This window comes from Victivallis vadensis (genome assembly GCF_003096415.1).
Lineage (GTDB): Bacteria > Verrucomicrobiota > Lentisphaeria > Victivallales > Victivallaceae > Victivallis > Victivallis vadensis.
In genome coordinates this window covers 14,912-38,984 of record NZ_QEKH01000039.1, presented here as the reverse complement: position 1 = coordinate 38,984, position 24,073 = coordinate 14,912, and the positions used below count along the sequence as shown (strand labels likewise).

General features: G+C 60.3%; 15 protein-coding genes and 1 pseudogene. 5 read left to right on the top strand and 11 right to left on the bottom strand.

Annotation, left to right across the window (positions count from 1 at the left end):
* Positions 1-150: 150 nt before the first annotated feature.
* The 7 genes and pseudogenes from C8D82_RS17880 to C8D82_RS22390 form a co-directional block, all read right to left on the bottom strand.
* Entirely contained in the window at positions 151-1,194 is a 1,044-nt protein-coding gene (locus C8D82_RS17880) for a glycoside hydrolase family 43 protein (RefSeq protein WP_165833174.1), read from the bottom strand.
* Between the two features lie 2 nt (positions 1,195-1,196).
* A complete protein-coding gene (locus tag C8D82_RS17875; protein ID WP_116885655.1) occupies positions 1,197-2,600 on the bottom strand; it encodes an MFS transporter in 1,404 nt (467 codons plus the stop codon).
* Between the two features lie 2 nt (positions 2,601-2,602).
* Complete coding sequence (locus C8D82_RS17870; RefSeq protein ID WP_133245277.1) at positions 2,603-6,553, bottom strand: glycoside hydrolase domain-containing protein; 3,951 nt, start codon at positions 6,551-6,553, stop codon at positions 2,603-2,605.
* 23 nt (positions 6,554-6,576) lie between these two features.
* The gene (locus C8D82_RS22395; protein WP_207776180.1) at positions 6,577-7,227 is read right to left on the bottom strand and encodes a DUF1559 family PulG-like putative transporter; all 651 of its coding nucleotides are present in this window, start codon (positions 7,225-7,227) and stop codon (positions 6,577-6,579) included.
* A gap of 590 nt (positions 7,228-7,817) precedes the next feature.
* Positions 7,818-9,824, bottom strand: a complete 2,007-nt coding sequence (locus C8D82_RS17860) for a hypothetical protein (RefSeq protein ID WP_116885652.1) — start codon at positions 9,822-9,824, stop codon at positions 7,818-7,820.
* Positions 9,825-9,873: 49 nt separating this feature from the next.
* Positions 9,874-10,914, bottom strand: a complete 1,041-nt coding sequence (locus C8D82_RS17855) for a LacI family DNA-binding transcriptional regulator (RefSeq protein ID WP_116885651.1) — start codon at positions 10,912-10,914, stop codon at positions 9,874-9,876.
* A gap of 442 nt (positions 10,915-11,356) precedes the next feature.
* Positions 11,357-12,168 (bottom strand): annotated as a pseudogene (locus C8D82_RS22390) (iron-containing alcohol dehydrogenase).
* A gap of 202 nt (positions 12,169-12,370) precedes the next feature.
* Between C8D82_RS22390 and C8D82_RS17845 the strand changes: the two are divergent.
* From C8D82_RS17845 to C8D82_RS17825, 5 genes are all read left to right on the top strand, one after another.
* Positions 12,371-13,750, top strand: coding sequence for an MATE family efflux transporter (locus C8D82_RS17845; protein ID WP_116885650.1), 1,380 nt, complete (start codon positions 12,371-12,373; stop codon positions 13,748-13,750).
* A 190-nt stretch (positions 13,751-13,940) separates the two neighbouring features.
* A complete protein-coding gene (locus C8D82_RS17840) occupies positions 13,941-15,131 on the top strand; it encodes an efflux RND transporter periplasmic adaptor subunit (protein ID WP_116885649.1) in 1,191 nt (396 codons plus the stop codon).
* A 1-nt stretch (position 15,132) separates the two neighbouring features.
* Positions 15,133-18,219, top strand: a complete 3,087-nt coding sequence (locus tag C8D82_RS17835) for an efflux RND transporter permease subunit (protein ID WP_116885648.1) — start codon at positions 15,133-15,135, stop codon at positions 18,217-18,219.
* Positions 18,216-19,364, top strand: coding sequence for a tetratricopeptide repeat protein (locus tag C8D82_RS17830; protein WP_116885647.1), 1,149 nt, complete (start codon positions 18,216-18,218; stop codon positions 19,362-19,364). Before C8D82_RS17835 ends, C8D82_RS17830 begins: the two co-directional genes overlap by 4 nt.
* Positions 19,365-19,556: 192 nt before the next feature.
* Positions 19,557-20,420, top strand: coding sequence for a pirin family protein (locus tag C8D82_RS17825; protein WP_116885646.1), 864 nt, complete (start codon positions 19,557-19,559; stop codon positions 20,418-20,420).
* An 18-nt stretch (positions 20,421-20,438) separates the two neighbouring features.
* Here the strand turns inward: C8D82_RS17825 and C8D82_RS17820 are convergent, their stop codons facing one another.
* From C8D82_RS17820 to C8D82_RS17805, 4 genes are all read right to left on the bottom strand, one after another.
* Positions 20,439-21,131, bottom strand: a complete 693-nt coding sequence (locus tag C8D82_RS17820) for a response regulator transcription factor (RefSeq protein WP_116885645.1) — start codon at positions 21,129-21,131, stop codon at positions 20,439-20,441.
* Positions 21,118-22,998, bottom strand: coding sequence for a sensor histidine kinase (locus C8D82_RS17815; protein ID WP_116885644.1), 1,881 nt, complete (start codon positions 22,996-22,998; stop codon positions 21,118-21,120). The genes C8D82_RS17820 and C8D82_RS17815 overlap by 14 nt, the downstream gene beginning before the upstream one ends.
* 35 nt (positions 22,999-23,033) lie before the next feature.
* Complete coding sequence (locus tag C8D82_RS21395) at positions 23,034-23,177, bottom strand: hypothetical protein (protein WP_165833173.1); 144 nt, start codon at positions 23,175-23,177, stop codon at positions 23,034-23,036.
* Between the two features lie 191 nt (positions 23,178-23,368).
* Positions 23,369-24,007, bottom strand: coding sequence for an SGNH/GDSL hydrolase family protein (locus C8D82_RS17805; RefSeq protein WP_116885642.1), 639 nt, complete (start codon positions 24,005-24,007; stop codon positions 23,369-23,371).
* Between the last annotated feature and the right edge of the window lie 66 nt (positions 24,008-24,073).

The window sequence follows — 24,073 nt, the reverse complement described above, 5'->3', positions numbered from 1 at the left end:
CCAAGGGGGTTACGCGATCCCATATCAATGATATAGTCTGTCGCGGCTGCACGCCGTCACTGCCGGATCACGAACGCCAACAGGCCGGGGCGGGACCGAACATCGGCTTCAGTGACTGGACGAAGCACATCGAACCGCCGGAAACAAAGATTACACCGGTGCTTTCAGGATCGGGCGTTCTCCATTCCATTCCACGGGAAGCCAGAGGTAGCGGCCGTCGATTGCGTTTTCCGGATTCCAGCGGTCGGCCATGAAGATGATTTGGTCCGGCGCCAGCTGCAGAGCAAAGGTTCCCTGTGCTCCGTAGGTGGTGTCGCCTCCGGCATCAACCGCCGGATTGCCCAGTTCGGTCCACGGCCCGGTCAGACGCTCGGCAACGGCGCTGCGGGCGGCATTGGGCGCCCAGCCGGTACAGCCGGAACCGATGAAATAGTACTTTCCGTTCCGCTTGAACAGTACGGGAGCCTCCATCCAGCGCCACGGAAACAGCCGCCAGTAGCGTCCGGTAAAGCCGGTGTAACCGCCGTCCAGTTCGGCGAGATGGATCGTGCTGTTTTTTTCCGAAGCGTACACCACATAAGCTGTCCGGTCGTCATCGACGAATACCGTCATATCGCGGCTCTGCTGCCCCGTTTCGAGATCCATCCCCAGCACGCTGAGCTGCGGCGTCAGCGGATTGGCGTCATAAGGAAGCGTCGGCATCTCCCGGCATGCCGCTTCAATCCGTGCCGGTTCTTTCAATTCAGGCGGCGTATTCTGCGGCCAGACACCCGGATTCGGACGCCCGTGCCAGAGCAGCCGGAACGGACCTTCCGGCCGGTCGGCAACGGCGACGGCCTGCCGGGCGTCGGAGTAGGTGCAGTCCCGTTCCAGATGGAACCACATCACGAATTTTCCCGCCGGATTGCGCACCACTTTGGGGCGTTCAATCACACATCCCGGCCGCAACGGTCCGCCGTCGCGGATATCGAACGCGATTCCCGCGTCGCGCCAATGCACCAGATCATCCGAAATGTAGACATGCACGCCGACCCAGGCCAGATTTCCACGCTTCCCGGCCACTTTGTGTTCGCCGTACCAGTAGAACAGGTTTCCTTCCTTTAATATCCCGCCGCCGTGGGCGTTGATGGGGATTCCTGCGGAATCGGGCCAGATTTCGCCCGACATTCCCGGACATGCAAGCAATTCAGTCACATTCATTCTCTTTCATCTTTTGTTTTCCGCTTTTCCAAAGCGTCTCTGATCTCAAGCATCCGCTCCCGGCTCAGGGGATAGAAGTACAGCGTACACGCCGCCAGCACCAGCCCCGCCGCCGGAATACAGGACATCATCAGCCGCATATTCCAGAAGGTTCCCGGCTGCTGTCCGCCGCCAAGCTCCAATTCAAAGCCGGACCAGACCAGGAAATAGCCGCCGCCAATGCTGCACAGCACGTAGCCGAGTTTGCAGGTCCAGCTGATGATCGCGCCGAAGATCCCCTCGCGCCTGCGATGATTGTACAATTCGTCATAATCGCACGAATCCGACACCATCGCGGAAATCAGCATCCACATCGCCGATATCCCCACCGCCCCCAGAATCGGCTGAAGAACCGACAAATACGGCATCGCCGGAGTGATCAGCACCAGAATCGACAGATTGCCGAGCGCCCCCAGCAGCAGGAACAGCATCAGGGCGCGGCTCTTGCCGAGCTTTTTCGACACGAAATTCACAACCGGAATCGCCGCGATGCAGCTTCCGGCGGAAACCAGCCCGCCGATCCCGGCGAGGCGGGAAGCGAACTCCTTGTCGCCGCCGCAGCCGTAATAGATCAGCAGATTCAAACCGAACGACAGCACGAGGAACAATCCGAATACGCTCAACGCCAGCACGACGACCAGAATCAGAAAGGGCCTGACCCGGAACGCGGTGAAGATATCCATGACGCCGATCCGTTCATACCGCTCTCTTTCGCCCCGCCGCTCCATATCCTCCTTCCGGCTGGACACCGTCGGCGTCAGCAGCAGCGGCCCCAGCGCGAACAGGATGAAAATCACGCCGCTGATCACGCTCAAGCAGCGCATTCCCTGCAACGGAGTGTCGAACCAGCTCCGCTCCGTAAACCAGTACATCCACGGCAGGATGAAAGCGCCGCAGTTCACGAAGAACGAACGGTAGCCCATTACCCTCGTCCGCTCGTTGTAGTCCATCGAAAGCTCATAGCCCATACTGATGTAAGGAACGCAGAACAGGGTCGTCGACGTGTAGAACAGAAGGCAGGTCGCGGTCAGGTACCAGAAGTACCACATCTGCGACTTTCCCTCCGGGAACATCCAGATCAGCCAGAAGGAGAACGCGCTCATCACCGCGCCGACCAGGATGTACGGCTTGCGCTTGCCGAAGCGGGAACGGGTCCGGTCGCTCAGATACCCCATCAGGGGATCGGTGACCGTATCCCAGAGCCGCGCGATCGCGAACACGTAACCGAGCAGGATCGGACTCACCCCCATATAGTTGAACATGATCAGCGGCAGCATGATGTTCACCACGTTCTGCACGTTGTTCTCGGTCAACGCCCCGGCGCCGTAGCCGATTTTATTCCAGAAAGTCAGCGGCTTCATCTTCACTCCCGGATCGGATGAATCTGTTTCGCATCGAATCGGCGCGGCCGGGTGGAAAGTTCCACGATTTCGGCGTCGATCACATCGTCGTGCCAGGTCTGGACCGACAGGCTGTTCGGCCCTTCCGGGAGCGCCGCCGTCAGATTTTTCACGACGACCTTGCCGTCGTAAAGGACATTCAGCACACCATCGCGCAGATTGATCACCAGCGGCTTATACTCTTTCCCGGCCAGCGGGACCTGCTGAAAGACCCAGCCGCGCGAATAGGGATCGGTAAGCCCGCGCACCAGCCATCCCCAGCCGGGGAAGCCTCCGCCGTAGCTGAGCGTGATATTGCCCATTACGAAGTTGAAACGCTCCGGGAGCCTGACTTTCATTTCCAGATAGAGGTCTTTCCGGAAACAGCGTTTGAAATCGGCGACGGCCAGTCCTTTTTCCGGCGACGCGCGCAGCAGAAGCCGGTTCCCGGCCGCCTTTGCCTCCGCGGCATTGCCGAACTCCCATTCACGGCTCTGGTCCGCGATATCAAACCCTTCCGCCCCGGGAGGGTCCTCCGCGACAAAGTTCCGGGCGTGGATGAGCCGGAAAGAGAGGGTGTTGTCGTGCCAGGTGCGGAAGGCCAGATGGTTGTTTTCCGACTTCAAGTCCAGCTTTTTGTCATAGACCAGAAGTTTGTTGTTCAAATGCACGTTCAGCCGCCCGTCGCGGACGGTCAGGACCAGCCGGTTCCAGCCGTCGCGGGCGGCGGCGAAACGGTTCACGACTCCGGCCGGCTCCTCGCCGTTCTCATTATAAAAGAGCCAGCCGTTGTCGCGGATGAAGTCGATGCCGCCGAACTCCACTCCAACCCTGCCGTCGGCAACAAATTCGATGCAGACGGAAAGCTCTCTGCCGAACGTGAAATTCCGCAATTCCGCGCGGGAAGCCGGGGCTCCCGGCACCGCTTTCAACGCAATCACGCCATCCTGCCCCCGGCTGCCGCCGGAAATCCGCCATTGCGCTTCGCTTCCGGCCTCCTGCTTCGGCAACTCGGCAGCCGCAGCGGTCGCCGGCTTCGGGCGAACCGTCAGCAGCCGGCAGCTGAACGGCTCCAGCGTATCCTCCACCACGGCGGAATCCACCGGGATTTTCCGCAGATAGTCGTACACTTCAATCTCCCGGCCGGGGTAGAGCCGCGACAGGTCGAGCCGGTACGGATTTTTCCCGTACCGCAGGTTGCTCACCACCGCCAGCGACTCATCGGGGCCGTAATATAAGGAGGCGTAGCAATTCGCGGATTCAAAGCCGATCTTCTCATGTTTCCGCCAGAACGGGTGGAAGGTGTTGCCGGGTTTGGCAAAGCGCTCCAGAAGCTCCACGTCGATATTGACCGGATCGACGTCGTCACTGGTGTAATATTCGCTGTTGAACAGCAGCGCATAGGCCAGCGCCGTATCCAGCCCGTCGTAGTTGTGGAGCTGCTTCGGCCAGTAGATGGTCCTCCAGCCCCACGCCAGCCCGGAATATCCGATGGAAAACATCGCTTCGCTCGGATAGTAGCCGCGCCGGTAGCGCATCAGCTGCTCCCCCTCGAAGTAACTGTCGAAAAAGCTCAGCGTGTTCACGTCGATCCCGCCTCCGGTGTGGGCGACCAGACAGAACTCCTCCCCGGTCGCATCGAACAGGCCGCGGATGCGTTTCAGGAACTCCCGCTGCTTGACCACGCGGCTCTGAATCTCGCGGTCCATCGAAAGCTTCGTCATCGCGCCGCAGGATTCGCCGTGCAGCGGATTGCTGTCGCCCCACGGCACCGAAAGGCCGTCGCTCATCAGGCCGCGGATGCCGGTTTCCGCAATAAGTTTCCGGTAGTTGTGGAGCTGCAGGTCCCCCTCCGGCCCCCGTTTGCAGGTGGCAAAGCAGTTCTTCCCCTGCCAGAAGTAGTAACGCCACGCCGGCTGCAAAGCGAGGTTTTCCCGGAACTGCCGCATCGGCGGAGCATCCTCCTGCAAGCCCTGGCAGCAGTAGAGGGTCAGCTTCTTCCCTTTGGCGGCCAAATCCCTGACCTGTTTTCTGACCTCGTCGATTTTGGAGAGGTCGGGATAACCGTGCCAGCGGCTCCACCCCTCCCACTGCCATGTGACCCAGCCGCGCACCGGGCGGGCCGGATACGGTTTGGTCGGCGTCGGCTGCAAAAAGAAACGGAAAATCTCCTCGTCCTCCCGCAACTGCCCTGCCCCATCCGCCAGATTGAGTTTCAGGAAATCGCCGTCTTCGTTCTGCACCACCTCGACCTGACGGCGCAAGTCTCCGGAGCGGAACGGATTGCGGTCGAAGGAGAATGCCAGTCCCTCCTCCTGATTGCCGATCCAAAGATTGGCGGCACGGTTGCGGTAACCGGCTCCGGTCAGCTCTCCGGCCCGCTGGACGGAAGCGCCCGGCAGCAGGAATTTCACGATCTTCCGGTCCAGCGGCAACAGCACCGAGAGCCGGTCGACTTTCTTCAACTCTTTGCCGGACAGTGAAAATTTGATCTCCATAAAGCCGTCGAAGTCGATCTGATTCAGAATCCGCAGCCTCCACGCCCCGCCTGTCGCCGCGGCTTCCGCCACGACCTGATTGCCGCGCGGCTTCACCTGAAGCTCACCGAATGTAAAGACCTGCTCGCGCCCCTCCGCCACGACCTGAATCAGCGGCGGCGCGGCCAGAATCCGGCTCTCCGAGCCGGTGCGCTCCACCGCCGCCGGGAAGGCGTTCTCACCGAGGATGATCTTTTTATCCAGCAACTCGACCGTGTTTCCGGCGATCCGCGGCTTCGTCCACGGGCGCGGAATCTTTTCGTCGACATACTCCCGGCCCGCATCGGTATTCAGCCACTCCGGCATCTTCGCGGCGGCGCACTGCCGTTCGATTTCAGCGACGACTTTGCCGGAAGCGTCACGGACGGAGAATTTCACCCGCCGTTCCGGCTGGTCCCCCTCCGGCAATTCGCATTTCACGATCGCCTGACGGGTCGCCAGCGGATTGCTGTCACGGTCGAACATGCCGTTGAACTCCAGCTTCTCCCGAATCGCCGGGAAGCCGTCAACTTCCAATACTCCGGTCAGTTCTCCAAACTCTCCGTCGATCTCCGCCACGCCGAGAATCCCCCCGTCCAGCGGCCCGTAGCCGATAAAAGCGCGGCACGCTTTCCGGATGGCCTGTTTTTCCGCAGCCGCCGGAACGGCTTCCTGCGATCCCGCCCCGCCCGGCGGCAGGAAGGAGATTTCCCCGAGCGGCATCGGATTGTAGCCGCCGAATGCAGGCAGGTGCCAGCCGTACATCACCGGAGCGCGGTGGCGGAAGAAATTCGCGAACACCTTCCGGTTTGCCGCCGGCTCAAGCCCGCAGCCGGAAAAGGGAATCGCCATCTCCACCACCCAGCGGCCATCGGAAAACGGCGAAACGGCGGAGCGGAAAAGCGGCTTTTCCTGCGGCGCCTCGTTGAACTGCCGCTGCTGCGCATTCACCGCATTCACACTGTATGTGTAGTAGAAATCCGCGGCGGTGAATTCGTTGTCCAGCGCCCCTTCATAACCGCCGACATTCACTTTGCCGCGCACCGCGATTTCCGGGTCGGCGACGCCCAGCACCACCTGCACAGTGTCGTCATTGTCGAAGAAGGCGTCGTTCCACGGCCGCGGATACGCCTCCGGCCCCCTGCCGGACGGATCGAAGCAGACCGCCGCGACATAAAGGTGATCCCGGTCGTACTTCAAATAAAATTCCGTCGCAATCCCGTCGCTTTTCCGGCTGCCGAGCGGCGTGACCTGCTTCAGAACGCAGCTTGCCTTCCATTCGGTTTCATCGAAGATTCCGTCGATTTCCGGCGGCTCCTCCGTGAACGGCACCGCCGCCTGCGGAATCTCCGCCGCGCCGAGAACGCAGCCCAGCAGCAGGCTGCCGAGCAATCCATAAAATTTTCCGTCTTTTTTCACGTGTTTCCTCATCTTCCCGCCGATTACCATTTCAGATAGGCTTTCACTTTCTGCACGTGCATGTCCGCGAACAGACAATGGGTGGTGCCGTATTCCCCCTGCACCGGCTGGTGGGGAGCGCCCGTTTCGTCCGGCAGAGTCGCATTGACCCGCTCGCGCAGAATGATCCGGTTCGGGAAATCGCGCAGCCGGTCGATCGTTCCAGCCCAATTATTGATTGAAAATGAGCCGCCCTCAAATCTGCCGCAATAAGTATTTCCCCAATATTTATCCTCCAGCTTTGCTGCTTCATCGTTCTGCGCCCACGCATAGGAACTCAACACGTTCCCGTTGCCCGCCCCGAATGGCCTCATCCGGTCCTTCGGACACCAGACCACCGGCAGCCTGTGCTGATACGCATTATCATTCGGGATTCCGCTGCTCATGTAGGGCGCCAGGAAGATCACCCAGTTGCTGTCTTCGCTGAAAGGCGTCCCCCCATCTTCCGGATTGCTCCAGTTGAAAGGCGGCACCGTGTTGTAATCACTGATATAGAGCGTCATACTGCTGCCGACCTGCTTCAGGTTGCTCAGGCATTTCGTCGCATGGGCCGACTCCCGCGCCTTGTTCAGCGCCGGCAGCAGCATTCCCGCCAGAATCGCGATGATCGCTATCACAACGAGCAGTTCAATCAAGGTAAACAGCCTTATATGGCGGTATGCGGGGGGCGTATCCGCCTCGTGCCGCGCCCCCTGCGTCCGGCAAGGTGCCGGTGCCGGGTACGGGGCGGTCGACAGGCGGAGGCGCGGTCGCTCGGCGGAGGAAGAAAATCCGCAATAACGTGAAGTTGTCTTCCAGCTTTTCTGCGGAAAGGCAACTTCACGTTTTTGCTCCGACTTGCCGCTTGCAGAGCACTGGCGGAGGCGTGAGAGCCTGCAGGAAATATGTGAAAAGTTGGGGATGCTTGGTACGGGAAGAGACGCGGTGCTGACCGCCGCTTTCTCTCCCCCGTGCCCCTCTCTTTTACGCAGAGCGGCAGCCGTGGACTGATTGTATATTTTACAAGTTGTGTTCACGAGCAGCTCAATAAGGGTAAACTGGCGGGACGCCGCCGGACCATGTACGCCCTCCCCTCCACGAAAGAGATGTGAAAAAAAATTATAAATTCTCCCGATTTCATTCACAAGTAAATTGAATTTCCGGCAAACACTTTTCATCTTTTCTTACCTTTCCTTTTCAGTTGTTTCCACATTCCGCAAATATCGCCCGCTTACAAATTAAACCTTTAAGTAAATCCGCAAAATGATTCACGCGATGTATCAAGATACACAAGTTCCAACGCGTTGACCGGAATCTGAAAGTCCGCAAAATCACCATTCCTGCCGACTGCCGAAACCATGCTCTCCGCCTGCCGGTTCCGAACCAGCAGGGCTTTGTCCTGCGCCGTGCGCAGCCGGACCGTCAGGTTCTCCGCCGGTTCCAGCGACCAATTGAAAACGGCGGCGGTGACGCCGCTTCCCTCGCCGGCACGGGCATACACTTTGGTCCGCACCCGACATTCCGGGACCTCCGCGTCCAGCGCGTCGGCGGCGAGCCAGCGGAAAACCGCATGAATCTGCCGGTATTTGAACTCATGGCCGAGAAGATTCCACGCCCCGTACCCCGCGACGGCCACCCTTCCGCCCAAAGCGTTTGTGAATGTACCGGAGCAACACGGGGCAATCTCATTTCCCGCGTAGTCGACGAGCCTAGAAAGGATTTCCGCCCCGGCTGCCTGCGGGATGAATTCCGTCGCGCGGCCGCCCCAGAAGCTCTGCCGGATGTTCCGACGGAACAGAGCGGGATTCAGGGGATGGGCGACGGACTCTTCCAACGCATCCGCATCGAAGATTTTCCCGATGCTGAATCCGATCAGCCCGCCGTAACCGCGCTCAATCAGCACCCGGACGGCATCGGCGTCAAGATATCCGCCGGTGGAAAGTACCTGCAAAACAGCCTCATCGGAAAGAGCGCGGGCCTCACGGCCGGACAAAGCGCCGCAAAGCGCATGTTCCGGGGCATACGCATACGGCAGCCCCAGCGCCTGAAAACCGCGGGAAACGTCGTTTCCGGCGACGGGAAATCCGCCGCCCCGGAGGAAATCCGTTTCGGCGCCCAGAAAATAATCCTTATCCTTTCCAAACCAGATTCCCCGGAGAGGACGGCCGCGGTTCAGGCGGACTATTTTGTCGTTGAACCAGCGCTGTTCCTTCAGTTCAAGCAGGTAAGGTTCATAGCACTCGGGCGGCGCGGAAGCGGGGTCCCCCAGAAGGTTCAGGGCGGTCCCGGTACAGCCCGCCGCACAGTAAAGCGAGGTCTCCAGAGCGGTAAACGACGTGCTTTTCTGCAGCCGCGAATAAGGGAAATTCTCCAGCTCGCTCTGAATGACCGTCACCTCCGGGGGCAGCATCGCCGCCTCCGCCGCGATGGTGTCGGCTTTCCGGATCAGTTCTTCCAGATCAGTGTCGCAATAGGCTCCGCCGCCGGGACGCCACCACACGGAGCCGCCGCCTTCCCCGCCCAGCAGAGACGCCTGCCGCCTCCTGTCGGACTCCCACAGGTCGAGGCAGTCCATCTTGCCGAGGATGATATCCGGATTCACCTCATGAACCGTTTGCCGGATAAAGATAAAAGCCGAAGCCAGCACCTGCCGGTTCCACTCCAGCATCTTCAAACGGCGCTCCCGCAACTCCTCTGCGGAGCCGCGATCGAAGAAACCGGCGAATTCCCGGCGGCTCCCATGAAAACCGAAGTATTCCGACAGCTTCCGGAAACAGCCGTCACAGAAACAGCCGTAAGAAGCGGCTCCATGATTGTGCAAACGCAAATCATCGTCGATCCAGATGAATTCCGGCCCTGCTTCCGCAAGCATCCGGTAAACCGGTTTCAGGTAAGAATTTCTCCAGGTTTCCCCCTGCGGGCAGAAATTGCCCGGACTGGAATTTCCGTCGATATCCATAAACAGTTCGCCAGTGAGCGATCCCGCACCTTTCCGGTCCTCGGCGGCATGTCCAAGGGTGCACAAAATATTGATTCCCGCATGGTAACCGGCGGCCTCCAAAGCCGAAATACGCTTTTTCAAAATACCGGCCCGGACAGTCATTTTCTCCAAAGAAGGCGCGACATGAATATCACCGGTCAGCAACGCCACTTCATCAAGCGCCTGAAGCCGGTTCAGCCGGGCCAGGAAACTTGAAAACTCCGTTTCCGGCTCCCAGATGGCGGGGGTGACTCTCAGTGACATCTGACTCATAACTTCTACCGTTGCCTTTGCCGCCGGAGGTTTCTCCGGACATTTTCCGTTAAAAACGATCCATATTTTCCGCCACGCTGCCCCGGACCACCAACTCCGCCTTTTCGCAGTAGGAATACCGGCCCGACGAATTCTTATCGACAATGGCGGTCGTCATGTGGACGATCTCCGCGACGTAATTTTCAAGGTTGAACCGCACCGTCGTCAGCTCAGGGGTAGTCAGCCACGCTCCGGTCTGGTCATCGAAACCGATCAGCGAGAGCTGCTCCGGCACCCGGAGCCCAAGCCGGCCGGCAACCTTCAGCGCCAGCATCGCGTAGTTGTCGTTGTGGCACAGGAAAGCGGTCGGGCGCTGTTCCGTGCGCAGCACTTTTTCCAGAAGCTCCCCGGTCTCCGGCGTCGGCACCGAGCCGTTGGCCGGAATCACGACCGCCGGATCAAACGTAACATTCCGGCTTTCCAGAAAGCTGCGGTATGCGGAAAAGCGCGTATACGGAGAAGGATTGTCGAGGTCGAACGCATTCAGCCCCAGATAACCGATCCGGCGGTGCCCCATTTCACACAGGTACTGCATGGCCTGTTGCGTTCCCCCGACCAGATCGAGCATCAGATGCGAGCAGGGCAGCTGATCGACGCTGTCGAAAATGATCAGCTTTTCAGTCGCCACATACTCCTGCGAAACCACCTGATAGCGGGAATGGTCGCACGGCCCCAGCAGCACCGCTTCCGCCTTGATCTGGTTGAAAAAATTCAGCGCCCAGCTCTCGTTCCGGTCGCGGGCATCCCGCCGGAACGGGTCCAGCACGATCGTGATCGCGTAGAGATTCGCCTCGGAGAGCTGCAACTGCAGACGGCAGAGCAATTCCCCATACCACGGCGTTGACGGCGGCACGCAAAGACAGATGCCGACAATGCCGGTGCGCCCGCTCAGCAGCGAACGCGCCATATAGTTCGGCCGATACCCCACCGCCTCGGCATAGGCGCGAATCTCCTTCGCGAGTTTTTCCGCAACCCCCTTGCGGTGATTCAGCGCATTGCTCACCGTCACCGAAGAAACATTGAATTTTTTTGCAATTTCACAGATACTCATAAAAATAGATTAAACCTTTAAGTTACCAATATTATGATCGATTTTGTCCCAAATGTCAAGCCCCGGATAGAAAAAAAGCCAAAATATCCCCCGTGACAGGCTAATTTACCGGTCTGCCGCCGGAAATAAACAGAAATTACAAAAGAAAAACACTGCACACAACTGGCCTTTCGGCGGCCAATACTTTCGCCGTTGGATCACGACCGGGCAGCACCCGGTGGCAAATACTGCCGATAGAGCCGATAAATTGATAGATAATACCCCGGTTTCGGCACCTTGCCGGTCAGGGGGACCGGGGGGCGAAGCGCACCCGGCCGCCGGAGGCAAGTCTCAGCCATGCCGCAGTCGCGGCAGGCGCATAGCACACACTATCTCCGACGGACAGGGCGCCCCGCTCGCTCCCAAGAAGCGAAATCCCGGTTCAGGAAACTTGCACACGGCGTTATTTGTTGAGCGGCGTCAATGAATCCGCATAGATTTGCCTGACGGCGGCGCGGTCGGCTTTGTCGGGGGCCAGCGAAAGCAGGAAGTTGAGCGATGGCGTGGTAAAAGCAAGCTCCGTCAGTTTGTCGATATCGGCGGCGGAGAAGCCTTCATCGGCCAGTTTTTCCGGCGCGCCGCTGGCGATGAGCCATTTTTCAACTCCCTTTGCGGCTGATTCAGCTTCCGCCGGATCGCCTTTCTGACCGGGAACGATCGATACGAGCACGTCGGACAGCACAACTGCCCTTACCGGATATATGCTTGATAACCGCCGGAAGCAGCATGGAGGCATAGAGCAGATAGTAACGTGCGGTCAGGTCTTTCGGATCTTTCAGGGCAGCTGGCAGGAACTGGGCGACCAGGACGATGGCTTCGCGTGCGAGGGGTGATCGAAAGCGGACTGGCGATGGCGCTGGTCACGGCTTCCACACTGTGGTTAACGGCGTCGATGCTGACGAAACGGGTCTGTTTTTCGAAAAGTCCGGTCATCAGCGCGGCTTCGTCGATCTGCGCCGTGGTCGGATCGGAAGTCACCTTGTCGCAGAGCACGTATTTGATATGGTGTTTTTCAAGAGCGGAAACGACATAATCTCAGGTCCCGGTGGTTTTATAGGCGCCGCGCCCGGTCACGGCGGGCAGGCTGCGGACGCCGCGTTTTTCGAGTGCCGCCGCGATTTCTTCGATTTTGCGGATCGCGCCGCAGCCGAAAGAGACGAGGGTGTTCAGGTGGAGTTCCTTGATTTCGTGAATGTCCAGACTGTTGTGGAACATAATATTCTCCTTGAACCGGATGACTTTCGATTGAAACTAAGACAGCATGCTTTTCCGGGATGTCAAAGAAGATTGGATATCCGGGTTGTCCTGTTTTCGGGAAGGCGGTGAAGCGGAGATTGTTCCATTGACTTTTACCGGTTCGTTGTCTATATTTATCAAGTGCGTGAAAGTTCAATGAATTTGTCCTGATTGTGATAAAATGGCCGGTGCGAAAAACAAATACCAGATAGACATGTGCCGGGGGCCGCTGTTCAGCAAAATCGTGGTCTTTTCCGTACCGCTGATGCTGTCCGGAATTCTGCAGCTGCTGTTCAATGCGGCGGATCTGGTCGTGATCGGCCGGTATGCGCCCCATGAGGCGATGGCGGCGGTGGGAGCGACCGCCTCGCTGACGCAGCTGATCGTGACGGTGTTCATGGGGCTTTCCGTCGGGACGAACGTGCTGGTCGCCAACTACTACGGAGCAAAGAACCGGAAGAATATCAGCAGGACGGTTCACACGGCGATCCTGCTGTCGCTGGCCGGCGGCGCGGTCCTCGCCATCGCAGGCATCGTGCTGGCGCGGCCGATGCTGACGCTGATGGGGACGCCGGAGAATGTGCTGGCGAAAGCGTGCGTTTACATGTGGATCTACTTCGCCGGGATGCCCTGCATCATGCTGTACAACTTCGGCAGCGCCGTGCTGCGGGCGGTGGGGGATACCCGCCGCCCCCTGATCTTCCTGCTGCTCGCGGGACTGGTGAATGTGGGACTGAATCTGTTTTTCGTGCTGGTGTTCGGCATGGACGTCGGCGGGGTGGCGCTGGCCACGGTCATCGCGCAGGGGATCGCCGGTTATCTGGTGCTCAAATGCCTGATGAATTCCCGGGACGCCTGCCGGGTGAAGCTCCGCAATCTGCGGATCGATCCGGCGATCCTGAAAAGCATGTTGTGGATCGGTTTGCCGGCGGGGATTCAGGGGGCGTTCTTTTCGCTTTCCAACATCACGATCCAGTCTTCGGTGAACTCCTTCGGTTCACTGGCGATCGCGGGCAATACGGCGGCGATCAGCCTGGAGGGCTTCGTCTATATCGGCTCCGGCGCTTTCCACCAGACGGTGGTCAGCTTTGCCGGGCAGAATCTGGGGGGACGGCAATATGAACGCATCCGCAAAAGCATCATCTACTGCATGTTGAGCGCATTCTGCATCTGTCTGGTGATGGGATACGGCTTTTTCTTCGCGGGAAAGCAGTTGCTTGCCATCTACAACCCGGACCCGGCGGTGATCTCATGGGGGATGCTGCGGATCAGGATTCTTTTCACCACCTGCTTCTTATGCGGCGCCATGGATGTGATCAGCGGCGCCCTGCGGGGCCTGGAGCATTCGGTGATGCCGGCGGTGGTCACGCTGCTCGGCGTATGCGTGCTGCGCATCGTCTGGGTTTATACGGTTTTCCCGCTGCATCCGACCATGGGGAATTTGATGCTCTCTTATCCGATCACATGGCTGATCACCGCGGCCGCCAACGGCCTTTACCTCTACTGGATCTGCAAAAAACTGTTTCATCCCGGATATCGGAAGGGATTGAGCCGCCCGTGAAACGGAAACGGCCGGGGAAATTCATGATTCCCGAAGTAATTCCGCTTGTATTTTCAGTGAAATGCCGTACACTATAGATATACCGGTATCAAACGGCAAAGGCGGAGGCAGAGAAGAGGGCTTCCGCACCTGTAATGCCATTCCGGTTCGATGATATGGAACGATCGGCAATGATAAGAGGAGGCTTGTGATGAATCGATTAATCGTCACGGTGGCGTTTGCGCTGATTGCGGTGCAGGGGGCCGGCTGCGGAGACCGGCAGATGGCGAAAGCTGAGCTGGAACAGGCGCAGGTGGTCAAAATCGTGAAGATGCAGCCGCGCCGGATGGAGTTTGTGGAGAAGATTCCGATTCAGGGGAATGTGGAGTCGCAGCAGAGCGCGGACATCTCCAGCCGGACCAGCGGGAATATCGACCAGATTCCGGTGGGCGAGGGAGACCGGGTCAAAAAGGGGCAATTGCTCTTTGAGATCGACCGGGTCAACCTTGAAAACAATGTGAAGGCGCAGCAGGAGAAGGTCGCGGTCACTGAAGCCGACTATAAGATTGCCCGGATCAATGCGGAGCTGGCGGAAACGGTCCGGCAGAAGGCGAAAATCGATTACGACCGGGCCTTGCAGCTCAAAAGTTCCAACGCGATTTCGCAGGACGCCTACGAGAATGCCAAGCTGAAGTACGACGAGGCGGTCGCCAATATCGCGAAGACGCAGGCGCAGAGCAACTATGCGCTCGCCCAGCTCAATCAGGAAAAGGCGAACCTGGAAATCTGCCGGAAAACCCTCGCCGATTCGATTGTGAAATCGCCGTTCGAGGGGGTGGTGGTGGTCAAGGACATGGATCCCGACGAATACGTGCAGACCGGCAGCCGGATTCTGCGGCTTGAGAATCCCGACCGGCTCGAACTGGTCAGCATGATCAGCGCGAACTACTATGCCCGGGTGATTCCCGGCAAGACGACAGGGGTGATCCGGACTGTGGCGGGAGAGGAGATCACGCTGCCGGTCACGTTCCGCAGCCCTTCGGTCGATGCGCTGTCGCGCACGTTCACCGTGAAAATCCAGCTGCCGCCCGGCAAGGGGTTCGTCAGCGGCCAGCTCTATACCTATGACCTGATCCTGAACCGGGTCGAAGGAGTGGGGATTCCCAATGAGGCGGTGCTGACGCGCGGCAGCGGCCGCAAGGCGGTCTTCGTGGTCACGCCGCGGAACACCGCCGAAGAGGTGACGGTGAAGACCGGCATCGTCGACGGACCGTGGACGATGCTGCTCGATCCGGCGGCGCTGAAGGGGCTGCCGGTCGTCTCGGAAGGGCAGGCGTTCCTGGAACCGGGGGACAAGGTGGAGGAAACGCAGGCTTCCGCCGCCGGACAGGAGGCGCAGTGACATGTTTTTATCCCACGCTTCCGTAGTCCGTCCCATCGCGATGACCTGTCTGATCATCGTGCTGGTGCTGTTCGGGCTGAGCAGCTACGACAAGATCGGGCTGGACTCCTTTCCGGACGTCGAGATTCCGTATGTGACCGTCACCACCGTCTATCCGGGGGCCAGCCCCGCCGAGATTGAGGTCGATGTCGCGAAACGTCTGGAGGATGCGGTCGGCACCATCAACGGCCTCAAGACGATGAAAACCACCTGCATGGAGAATGTCTGCCAGATCCTGCTGGAATTCCAGCTCGGAGAGTCGGTCGACATCGCCGCGATGGATGTGCGCGAACGGATCGACAAGGTGAAAAAAGACCTCCCCGCCGCCGCGGAAGCGCCGGAAATCCTGAAGTTCGACCCCAACGCGACCCCGGTGATCACAATCATGCTGACCGGCGACCTGCCGATCGATTCGATTTACGACTACGCCGACGAGACGCTGGCCAACAAGCTCTCGACCATCTCCGGCGTAGCGGAGGTGCAGATCGCCGGCGGCGAACAGCTGGAGCTGCGCGTGACCCTCGACACCGAGAAGCTCTCCGCCTGCGGCCTCAGCGTGGTGCAGGTGCTGAAGAAGCTCGGCGACGCCAATGTGAAGGTGCCGGTCGGGCGTATCCGGCAGGGGATACAGGAGATCAACGTGACCTATGACTCCGAGTTCAAAGATTTCGCGGATCTCGGCTCGCTGGAGATCGGCACGTTTCAGAAGCGGCGCATCTATCTGCGCGACGTCGCGAAAATTTCGATGGAGTCCGAGGAGAAACGCTCGCTGGCTTTTTACGACGGCCAGCCGGGCGTGATCCTGAAAATCGTGAAGAAGGGAGATTCCAACGCGGTCCGGGTGATCGACAGCGTCCGGGCCGAAGTGGAACGGATCAACCGTGACCGGGAGCTTCCCTCCGGCATGAAGCTGCAGTGGGTGCGCGATTCGGGCAGTTTCATCAAGGCGTCGGTGGACGATGCGTGGAGCAGCATCGTGATCGGGGTGATCCTGACCGCGGCGATTCTGTTCGCGTTCCTGCACGAGGTGCGTTCGACCTTCATCGTGGCGGTGTCGATGCCGGTGTCGATCGTGGTGTCGTTCTGGGTGATGCAGATGTGCGGCTTCACGTTCAATATGTTCACACTGCTGGCGCTGGGCACATCGGTCGGCACGCTGGTCACCAACTCCATCGTGGTAATCGAAAACATCGCCAAGAAACTCGATCAGGGGATGGATCCGAAAACCGCTTCGGACATCGGCGCCGGTGAAGTCGCGGTGCCGGTGTTCGCCTCCGCGATGACCAACGTGGTGGTGTTCGGACCGATCGCGATGATGACCTCGCTGGTGGGGCGTTTCCTGGTGCCGTTCGCGATCACGATGACCATCGCGACACTGGTTTCGCTGTTCGTCAGCTTCACGCTGACCCCGATCCTGGCTTCGATCATGCTGCGCAAGGAGCTGCCCGAGCCGAATCCGCTGCTGAAGGTTTTCAACCGCTGGTGGGACGCCGGGTACGGTTTCATCGCCGGCTGGTTCAATCGCTCGGTGCATCTGGTGTGCCGTCACGGCGTGGTGACCATATTGCTCGCGCTCGCGCTCTTCCTGTTCTCGGTCCTGTGGGTTGCGCCGCGGGTCGGGATGACCTTCGTGCCGGAGGACGATCAGGGCGAATTCATCATAAAGCTGGAATTCCCGACCGATTACAGTCTGGAAAGCACGCTGAGCCGGACGCTTCAGGTGGAGAAGCAGGTTCGGCAGCTTCCGGCCGTACTCAGCACCGCCACCGTGATCGGCAAGGTGCAGGGAACGGTCGGACAGGCCTCCGAAGGGGTCTATCTGGCCGAGATCACCGTGGTCTGCAAGCCCAAAACGGAACGGCTGCAGACACTCGACGAGCTGCGCGATATGTTCCGGGAAGCTCTGAAGCCGCTGAGCAACTGCATCGTGACCGTGAACATTCCGTCCTCGGCGGGCGGCTCGTCAGCCCAGCTGGAGTTGGAAATAGTCGGTTCCGACCTGAACACGATCGAGCAGGTTGCGAATACCGCCGCGAACAACCTGAAGCTGACCGGCAAGGCCCGCGACGTGGACACCAGCGTGCGGGTCGGCAAGCCGGAGATCAAGGTCGTGCCGCACCGGGCGGTGCTGCAGAACCTCGACCTGCCGTCCAGCACCATCGGCACGCTGCTGCGCGGTTCGGTGGAGGGGCTGAAGCAGGGAACCTACAAGCGCGGCGCGCGCTCCTTCGACATCCGGGTCAAGCTGGATGAGAAAAAAGGATACGAACAGCTGCCGGCATTGGCGTTCAGCTCCAAAGAGGGGAAGCCGCTGGCTTTGAACGCGATTTCGACGCTGCAGCCGTCGACGATGCCGATCCAGATCAACCGCACCGACCGGGAGCGGGTGGCGAAGGTGTATGCGAATCCCGCGCCGAAAATCGGCCTGCAGGATCTGGTGACCATCGTGACCGACACGGTCAATCCGCTGCTGCCGCCCGGTTATAAGATCCGGTTCGGCGGACAGGTGACCTCTATGACCGAGGCGTTTGCGGATTTCGCGCAGGCGATCGTGTTCGCGATCGTGCTGACCTATCTCTTGATCGCGGCGATCATGGAGTCGTGGACGCGCCCGTTCCTGATCATGTTCACGGTGCCGCTGGCGCTGATCGGCATGGAGCTGGCGCTGCTGTGGGCGGGGATTCCGCTGTCGATTTTCGGGCTGCTGGGCTTCGTGATGCTGATCGGCATCGTGGTGAACAACGCGATCCTGATCATGGACGACCTGGCAGCGCAGAAAGCGGCCGGGCTGCCGCCGCGAGAGGCGATGCTGGCGGCGGTCGGGAACAAATTCCGGCCGATCCTGATGACCAGCATCGCGGCGGTGCTCGGAATCGTGCCGATGGCGTTCGGCGCCGGCATCGGCTCCGAAACGCGCGCCAGCTGCGGCATCGCGGTGATCGGCGGGCTGGTCAGTTCGACGATTCTGGCGCTGTATGTGATTCCGGCGCTCTATATTCTCTTCTGCAGGAAGCCGAAGAAAAACGAACCTGAGGAAAGCAAGAAATGAAAAAATTCTGGATGATGACTCTGGCCGCGGCGACCGCCGCCGCCGCTCTGCCCGCCTACGCGCTGCGTTCCGGTGATCCGGTGCAGGAGCTGAATGTGAAATGGGTGCAGGGAACGCCGCTGGCGCTGCTGCCCCCCGCCAAACCGCAGCCGAACGAACCCAGACTGAAAGCGGCCGTGTTTTTTCTGACCCGGGCGGCGAACCGCGACGAGACGCTGACGCTGTTGAACAACCTGCGCCGCAGTTACGCCGGGCCGCTGCGGCTGGCGGCGGTCACCCCGGATTCGGAGGCGGACGTGCGGGAGATGCTCAAGGCCCGGCCCGATTTCACGCTGCCGCTGGGAGTGGACCAGAAGCGGCAGCTGACTGCGAACTACATGAACGGCAGCATGCTCTACCCGATGGCGTTCGTGACGGACGACTCCGGCAGGATCATCTGGAGCGGGGAGCTGGTCGATCTCGGGGAAATGGTGCAGAACTATCTCGAAGGCAACTTCGACGCCTCGCGCCAGAAGAAGCTCGCGCCGCTGCTGGATGAACTTCAGACGCTGCTGCGCGAAAACAACGACCGGCGCATGAAAATGGTCACCAACTCCATTCTGAAAATCGATCCGGGCAACGCCGCCGCCTTGCGCATCCGGCTTTTCGTGCTGGAAAACTCCGGGCGGCTCGACGAAGCGTGGCAGCTGATCGACTCCCAGCTCCGGCAGCAGCCGAAGCTGGAACGGCTTTACTTCGCCGCGCTCGACCTGGCGATGCGCCACCCGGAACTGGCGGGGAGGATTCCGGCGCTGCTGGCGGCTTACCGTTCGGCGATAGCAGGCAATCCGGACTCCGACAACCTGATGGCGTGGACGCTGCTGAACCGGCTCCCGGATGATCCCGCGGCGCTGCGTTCCGCCGTTGAACTGGCCGGCCGCGCCGAATCGCAATTGAAGCCGGATTCCGCTCCGGCCCTGCGCGCCGCTGTCCTGAGCACCCGTTCCCTGATCGCCTACCGGCTCGGCAATGTGGCAGGCGCGGTGAAATTCGAGCAGGAAGCCGCCGCGTTCTGGAAAAAGGCGGATCTGCCGGGCAATGCCGCCAACTCCAGACTTCGCCTCGACTATTACCGGACCGTACAGGAGCTGGCCGGAAAGCAGTGACGCCTCCATCCCGGTTTCAACGGAATAAAGCCCGGCATTCAGGTGCCGGGCTTCTTTTGTACGCATCGACTATTAATGTTACTCATTGAAGGATAGCACGATGGGAGTTTCGCAGGCGGCGCAGATTTGCATATTTCCGGGAAAGCGGTATTTTGAATTCTATAGTTACCGCAATTATGAGGAGGAAGCAATATGAGTAACAGAAAAGTGATCAGGGTCGTAACCGGCATCCATACCCGGGACGGCGCCGGAGTGAAACTGACCCGCGTGATCGGAGAACGGGATGTCCGGGATTTCGACCCGTTCCTGATGCTGGATGCGTTCGATTCGCGCAACCCGGAAGATTATATTGAAGGTTTTCCGTGGCACCCACACCGCGGTATCGAAACGGTTACCTATCTGATTTCCGGCGATATCGAACACGGCGACAGCCTCGGCAACAAAGGGAGCATCACCGACGGCAGCTGCCAGTGGATGACCGCAGGCGGCGGAATCCTCCACCAGGAGATGCCGCAGCCCTCCGAACACATGCTCGGCGCCCAGCTGTGGATCAATCTGCCGAAAAAAGACAAGATGACGCCGCCGTCATACAATGACATCAAGGCGCACGCCATCGTGAAAGTGGAGGAGGACGGAGCGAGGGTCGCGATCGTCTCCGGCGAGTACAAAGGCAAAAAAGCCCCGATGCAGGGCAATTTCGTAAAGACCACCTATCTGGATGTGATGCTGGAACTGGACCGGGAGTGGCAGGTTGAAACTCCGGTCGAAAATACCGTTTTCATCTATATCGTGCAAGGCTCTTTGGCGGTGGACGGCACCGTCTGCGAAAGCAGGCGCGCACTGCTTTTCGACCGGGCGGAGAAGCTGGCGTTGACGGCGGGCAGCTCGGGAGTGCGTTTCCTGCTGCTTTCCGCAAAGCCGCTGAACGAACCGATCGCATGGGCCGGCCCCATCGTGATGAACACCCGCGCTGAATTGGAGCGGGCCTTCCGCGAGATCGAAGACGGCACGTTCGTCAAGGACTGCAAAAAGGCGTACATGGATTCTGATCAGTAATCACTCCCGCACGGGGATTTATTCCGGGCGGAACCGGTAACCGACGCCGTAGACCGTTTCGATCAGGCGCGGCAGGTGCTCCGGTTCGATTTTACGCCGCAATGCGACCAGATGCTGATCGAGCGTGCGCGAGGAGGTCAGGGCATTGCCCCAGATTTCGCGCATGATGAAGCTCCGGTCGAGCACCTCGCCGGGATGGGCGGCAAAGAGACGCAGCAGTTCAATTTCGCGCATGGTCAGTTCGACGGCGGCTCCGGCGGTTTCAGCGGAGAGCTTTTTCACATCCACCCGCCACGGACCGAAGGCGAATTCGCCGGAAGGAGGCGGGGCGGCGGTTTCGACCCGGCGACGACGCAATTGTGCCGCGATGCGGGCGGAAAGCTCGCGCAGCCCGAAGGGCTTCGTCACGTAATCGTCGGCTCCGAGTTCCAGCCCGAGCACCTTGTCGATCTCCTCGCCCTTGGCGGTCAGCATGATAATCGGAGTCGCAACATCGCTCCGGCGGATCCGGCGGCACACTTCGTAACCGTTCAGGTTCGGCATCATCACATCGAGCAACACCAGATCGGGCCGGAACGCGGTGAATTTGCGCAGCGCGCCGGCGCCGGCGGCAGCTTCCTCCATCACATACCCCTCCAGCTCCAGCGCGTCGACCAGGCCGGAGCGGATATTGCGGTCGTCTTCAGCGACCAGAATTTTAAACGGTTCCATTTGCATTTCCTTTCGGCAGAACGATCAGAAATTCGGCGCCGGGCGATTTCCGGACGAGCTGCAGGTCGCCTCCCTGGTCGCGCATCAGCTGCCGCGCGATCGCCAGTCCGAGCCCGAAGCCGGAGACTTCGGCGGTCAGGCTGCTGTCAACCCGGTAGAATTTCCGGAAAATCTTCTCGGCGGCCGCCGCCGGAATCCCGGGGCCGTAGTCCCGCACCGCGATGGTCCAGCGTCCATCCGCCCGGGCTGCGAGCGTCAGATCGAGCTTTCCGCCTTCCCCGGCATATTTCAGCGCGTTGGAAAAAAGGTTGTACAACACCTGCATCAGCGAATCCCGGTCGACCACGCACTCCGCCGCGGTTTCCGGCAGCCGGACTTCCACGGTCATATTCTCGGCGGCGGCCAGCTCCTTCCACAGCGCCCCGGTGGCTCCGGCCAGCTCGCAAAGGTCGACCGGCGCGGGATGATAGCGTTTGCGCCCCTCGTCGAGCCGCCCGAAATCCAGCACATTGCCGACCAGCCGGGTCAGCCGCTCGCTCTCGTCGGCGATCACTTTCAAATACCGCTCCCGCTTCTCCTGCGGCAGCCGCGCCAGGTGATCGCGCAGCAGTTCGGAGTACATGCGGATGCTGGTCAGCGGCGTCTTGAGCTCGTGCGACACCTGCGACACAAAGCCGCTCTTCTGCCCCGCCAGCGCCAGCTCCCGCCGCGTCAGATAGAACGCGACTCCGCCGGCGGCGAATATGATCAGACAGAGCGCCGCCAGCGCCAGCCCCATCCCGAACCGGAAGGAGTTCGTCGGCAACAGCTCCGGCAGCAGGAAGGCCCGCAGCTGCATATTCGGCAGCAGCAGTTCCGAAAACGGCATCACCAGTACCGGCTCCGGCCGTTTTTCCTCATTGGCGGCGAAAGCGCCGCCGGTAGCGTAAACCACCCGGTCGGCGGCATCCGCCAGTTCGAGCCGGAAGTAACCGGGCAGCTCCTCCGGGAACAGCGGAATCAGCCGCGACAGCAGCACCGTGTCCTCCAATTCAAAACCGGCGATCAGGTCAGGCGCGTTCCGGCTCTGCGCCCAGATCAGCGGCGCAAACCGGTTGTCGGTGAACCACGGGATGAAGCCGTCCCGCCGTTTCCGGGTCAGCGCGGCGAAGCGGGTGATCATCCGCGGCGAATCCGCCGATGCCGGGGAAGCGGCGTCCGCCGCCATTTCCATTGCCGGAGCAGCTTTGGCCGGAGCCGCCGGCCTGACGGAACGCTCTTTACTCTTGAGCTTCGATACGGGAGCGGCAGCCTCCGGAACCGGGACCGCCTCCGCTTCCCGGAGCACATCGGTGCGGTTTTCCATCCGGGAACTGCCGAGGGTCCCCGCCATCGGCTCGATCCGGCGCAGGTCGTTCCGTTTCGGCGCGGTCCGCGTCTGGTAGAGCAGTGCCGAATCGGACGGCATCACCACGTTGGAAAACTGTGTGCTCTCCGCGTCGCGCGCACTGACCAGCCCGGCAAACAGCTCCCCGTACCGCCTCGCCCAACCGCTTCCCGGCTCCGGATACAGCAGCGTGCCGTCCCGCCGGGCCAGAAATCCGGCGGTAAACAGCGGTTCTCTCCCGACAGCTTCCCGGATTCCCGCCACCGACGGCACAGCGCCGGCGGCCAACTCCGCCAATTCCCGTCGCTCGGCGTCGAGCGCCTGACGGCAGCGGCCCGCGAACAACCGGCACTCGCTTTTCAGCAGCGAGCGCAGCTCTTCCTTGCGGAACTCCTCCTCGTGCCGGGCCAGCCGGAATGCGGCGACGCCCAGCGCCAGCGCGGCAGCGGCCGCCGCACCGGTCAGAAGCAGAATCCATGTTTCACGAGAGAGTTTCATCATGGTTTAACATAGCTCCGCTACCGCACAATTTCCAGCTACTGCCGGAAACTCCGGCTGTTCCGCCCCTGACAGGCGCGCCCCTTCAGCTCCTTGAGAAGCTGTTTGTACCGTGCCGGTTCGGCAGAAGCCTGCTCCATTTTCCGCGACTCGTCCGCCAGTTTCTCTGCGGCAGCCGCCACCTTCAATGTCACCGCCCGCCCAGCAACAGCCCCACACCGGTCATCCAATGCTTTTTCATCCTCGCACCCTCCATTCAAACTTGTTCCACACCCAGACTCCTTACACGATTCAAGATAACCCGAAAAACGGAAAAGTTGTCAAGAGAATGCAAAATGATTGTAAAAGAATTGTAAAACGAAATCCCCCTGGCCTATGAAAGGAGCGTGAGTTTTGCGGACAACACAGCCGGATAGGTCCCGTTCTCCGGCGTGCCGCCTTCGACACGCGGATGGCCGAAGGTAAGGCTGTCGCCGAGACAGGCCACGGAGGCGGGGCGGATTCCGAGTTCCCGGAATTTCGCGAAGACGGCTTCGGCGATCGCACGATAGCCCGCCGGCAGCAGATGCACTCCGTCCGGCTGGCCGCAATTCGCGACGGTGCGGATCAGATTGGCGGGGTCGGTTCCGATCACCGCATGAACGTCGACGCAGGGGGCGTTGAACTCCGACGCCAGCTTTTTCACGATCGCTCCCGCCTCCAGCAGCCGGTCGGCGGGAGTGTGTCCGCCGTAGGCCGCTTTCGGGTGGCGGGTGTACAAATACTCCTCGATGCACGGGGGCGGTGTCATCAGCATCACGCGGATTCCGGCGGAGGCGAGCTGCTCCGCGATCCGGCGCAGGTTCGCCTCGTATTCCGAGGCCGGGACCAGAGCGTAAGAGTTGATCCGGTCGTTGGTGCCGGCCATCACGACCGCCCACTCCGGCTTGAGTTCCAATGCCTGCGGCAGTTCGTCGCGCAATACCTGCGCCGAGGTCGCGCCGCTGATTCCAAGATTGTATACGGTTGCCATTTTTCCTCCTTGTTTTTGCTGTAATATAGGAGAGCAACAGTACAATCGCAAGCGGCGACGCCGTTT

Excerpts from the sequence above, each read along its gene's own strand:
- C8D82_RS17875 (WP_116885655.1), bottom strand. The coding sequence starts at position 2,600 with ATGAAGCCGCTGACTTTCTGGAATAAAATCGGCTACGGCGCCGGGGCG.
- C8D82_RS17860 (WP_116885652.1), bottom strand. The coding sequence starts at position 9,824 with ATGAGTCAGATGTCACTGAGAGTCACCCCCGCCATCTGGGAGCCGGAA.
- C8D82_RS17855 (WP_116885651.1), bottom strand. The coding sequence starts at position 10,914 with ATGAGTATCTGTGAAATTGCAAAAAAATTCAATGTTTCTTCGGTGACG.
- C8D82_RS17845 (WP_116885650.1), top strand. The coding sequence starts at position 12,371 with ATGGCCGGTGCGAAAAACAAATACCAGATAGACATGTGCCGGGGGCCG.
- C8D82_RS17840 (WP_116885649.1), top strand. The coding sequence starts at position 13,941 with ATGAATCGATTAATCGTCACGGTGGCGTTTGCGCTGATTGCGGTGCAG.
- C8D82_RS17835 (WP_116885648.1), top strand. The coding sequence starts at position 15,133 with ATGTTTTTATCCCACGCTTCCGTAGTCCGTCCCATCGCGATGACCTGT.
- C8D82_RS17830 (WP_116885647.1), top strand. The coding sequence starts at position 18,216 with ATGAAAAAATTCTGGATGATGACTCTGGCCGCGGCGACCGCCGCCGCC.
- C8D82_RS17825 (WP_116885646.1), top strand. The coding sequence starts at position 19,557 with ATGAGTAACAGAAAAGTGATCAGGGTCGTAACCGGCATCCATACCCGG.
- C8D82_RS17820 (WP_116885645.1), bottom strand. The coding sequence starts at position 21,131 with ATGGAACCGTTTAAAATTCTGGTCGCTGAAGACGACCGCAATATCCGC.
- C8D82_RS17815 (WP_116885644.1), bottom strand. The coding sequence starts at position 22,998 with ATGATGAAACTCTCTCGTGAAACATGGATTCTGCTTCTGACCGGTGCG.
- C8D82_RS17805 (WP_116885642.1), bottom strand. The coding sequence starts at position 24,007 with ATGGCAACCGTATACAATCTTGGAATCAGCGGCGCGACCTCGGCGCAG.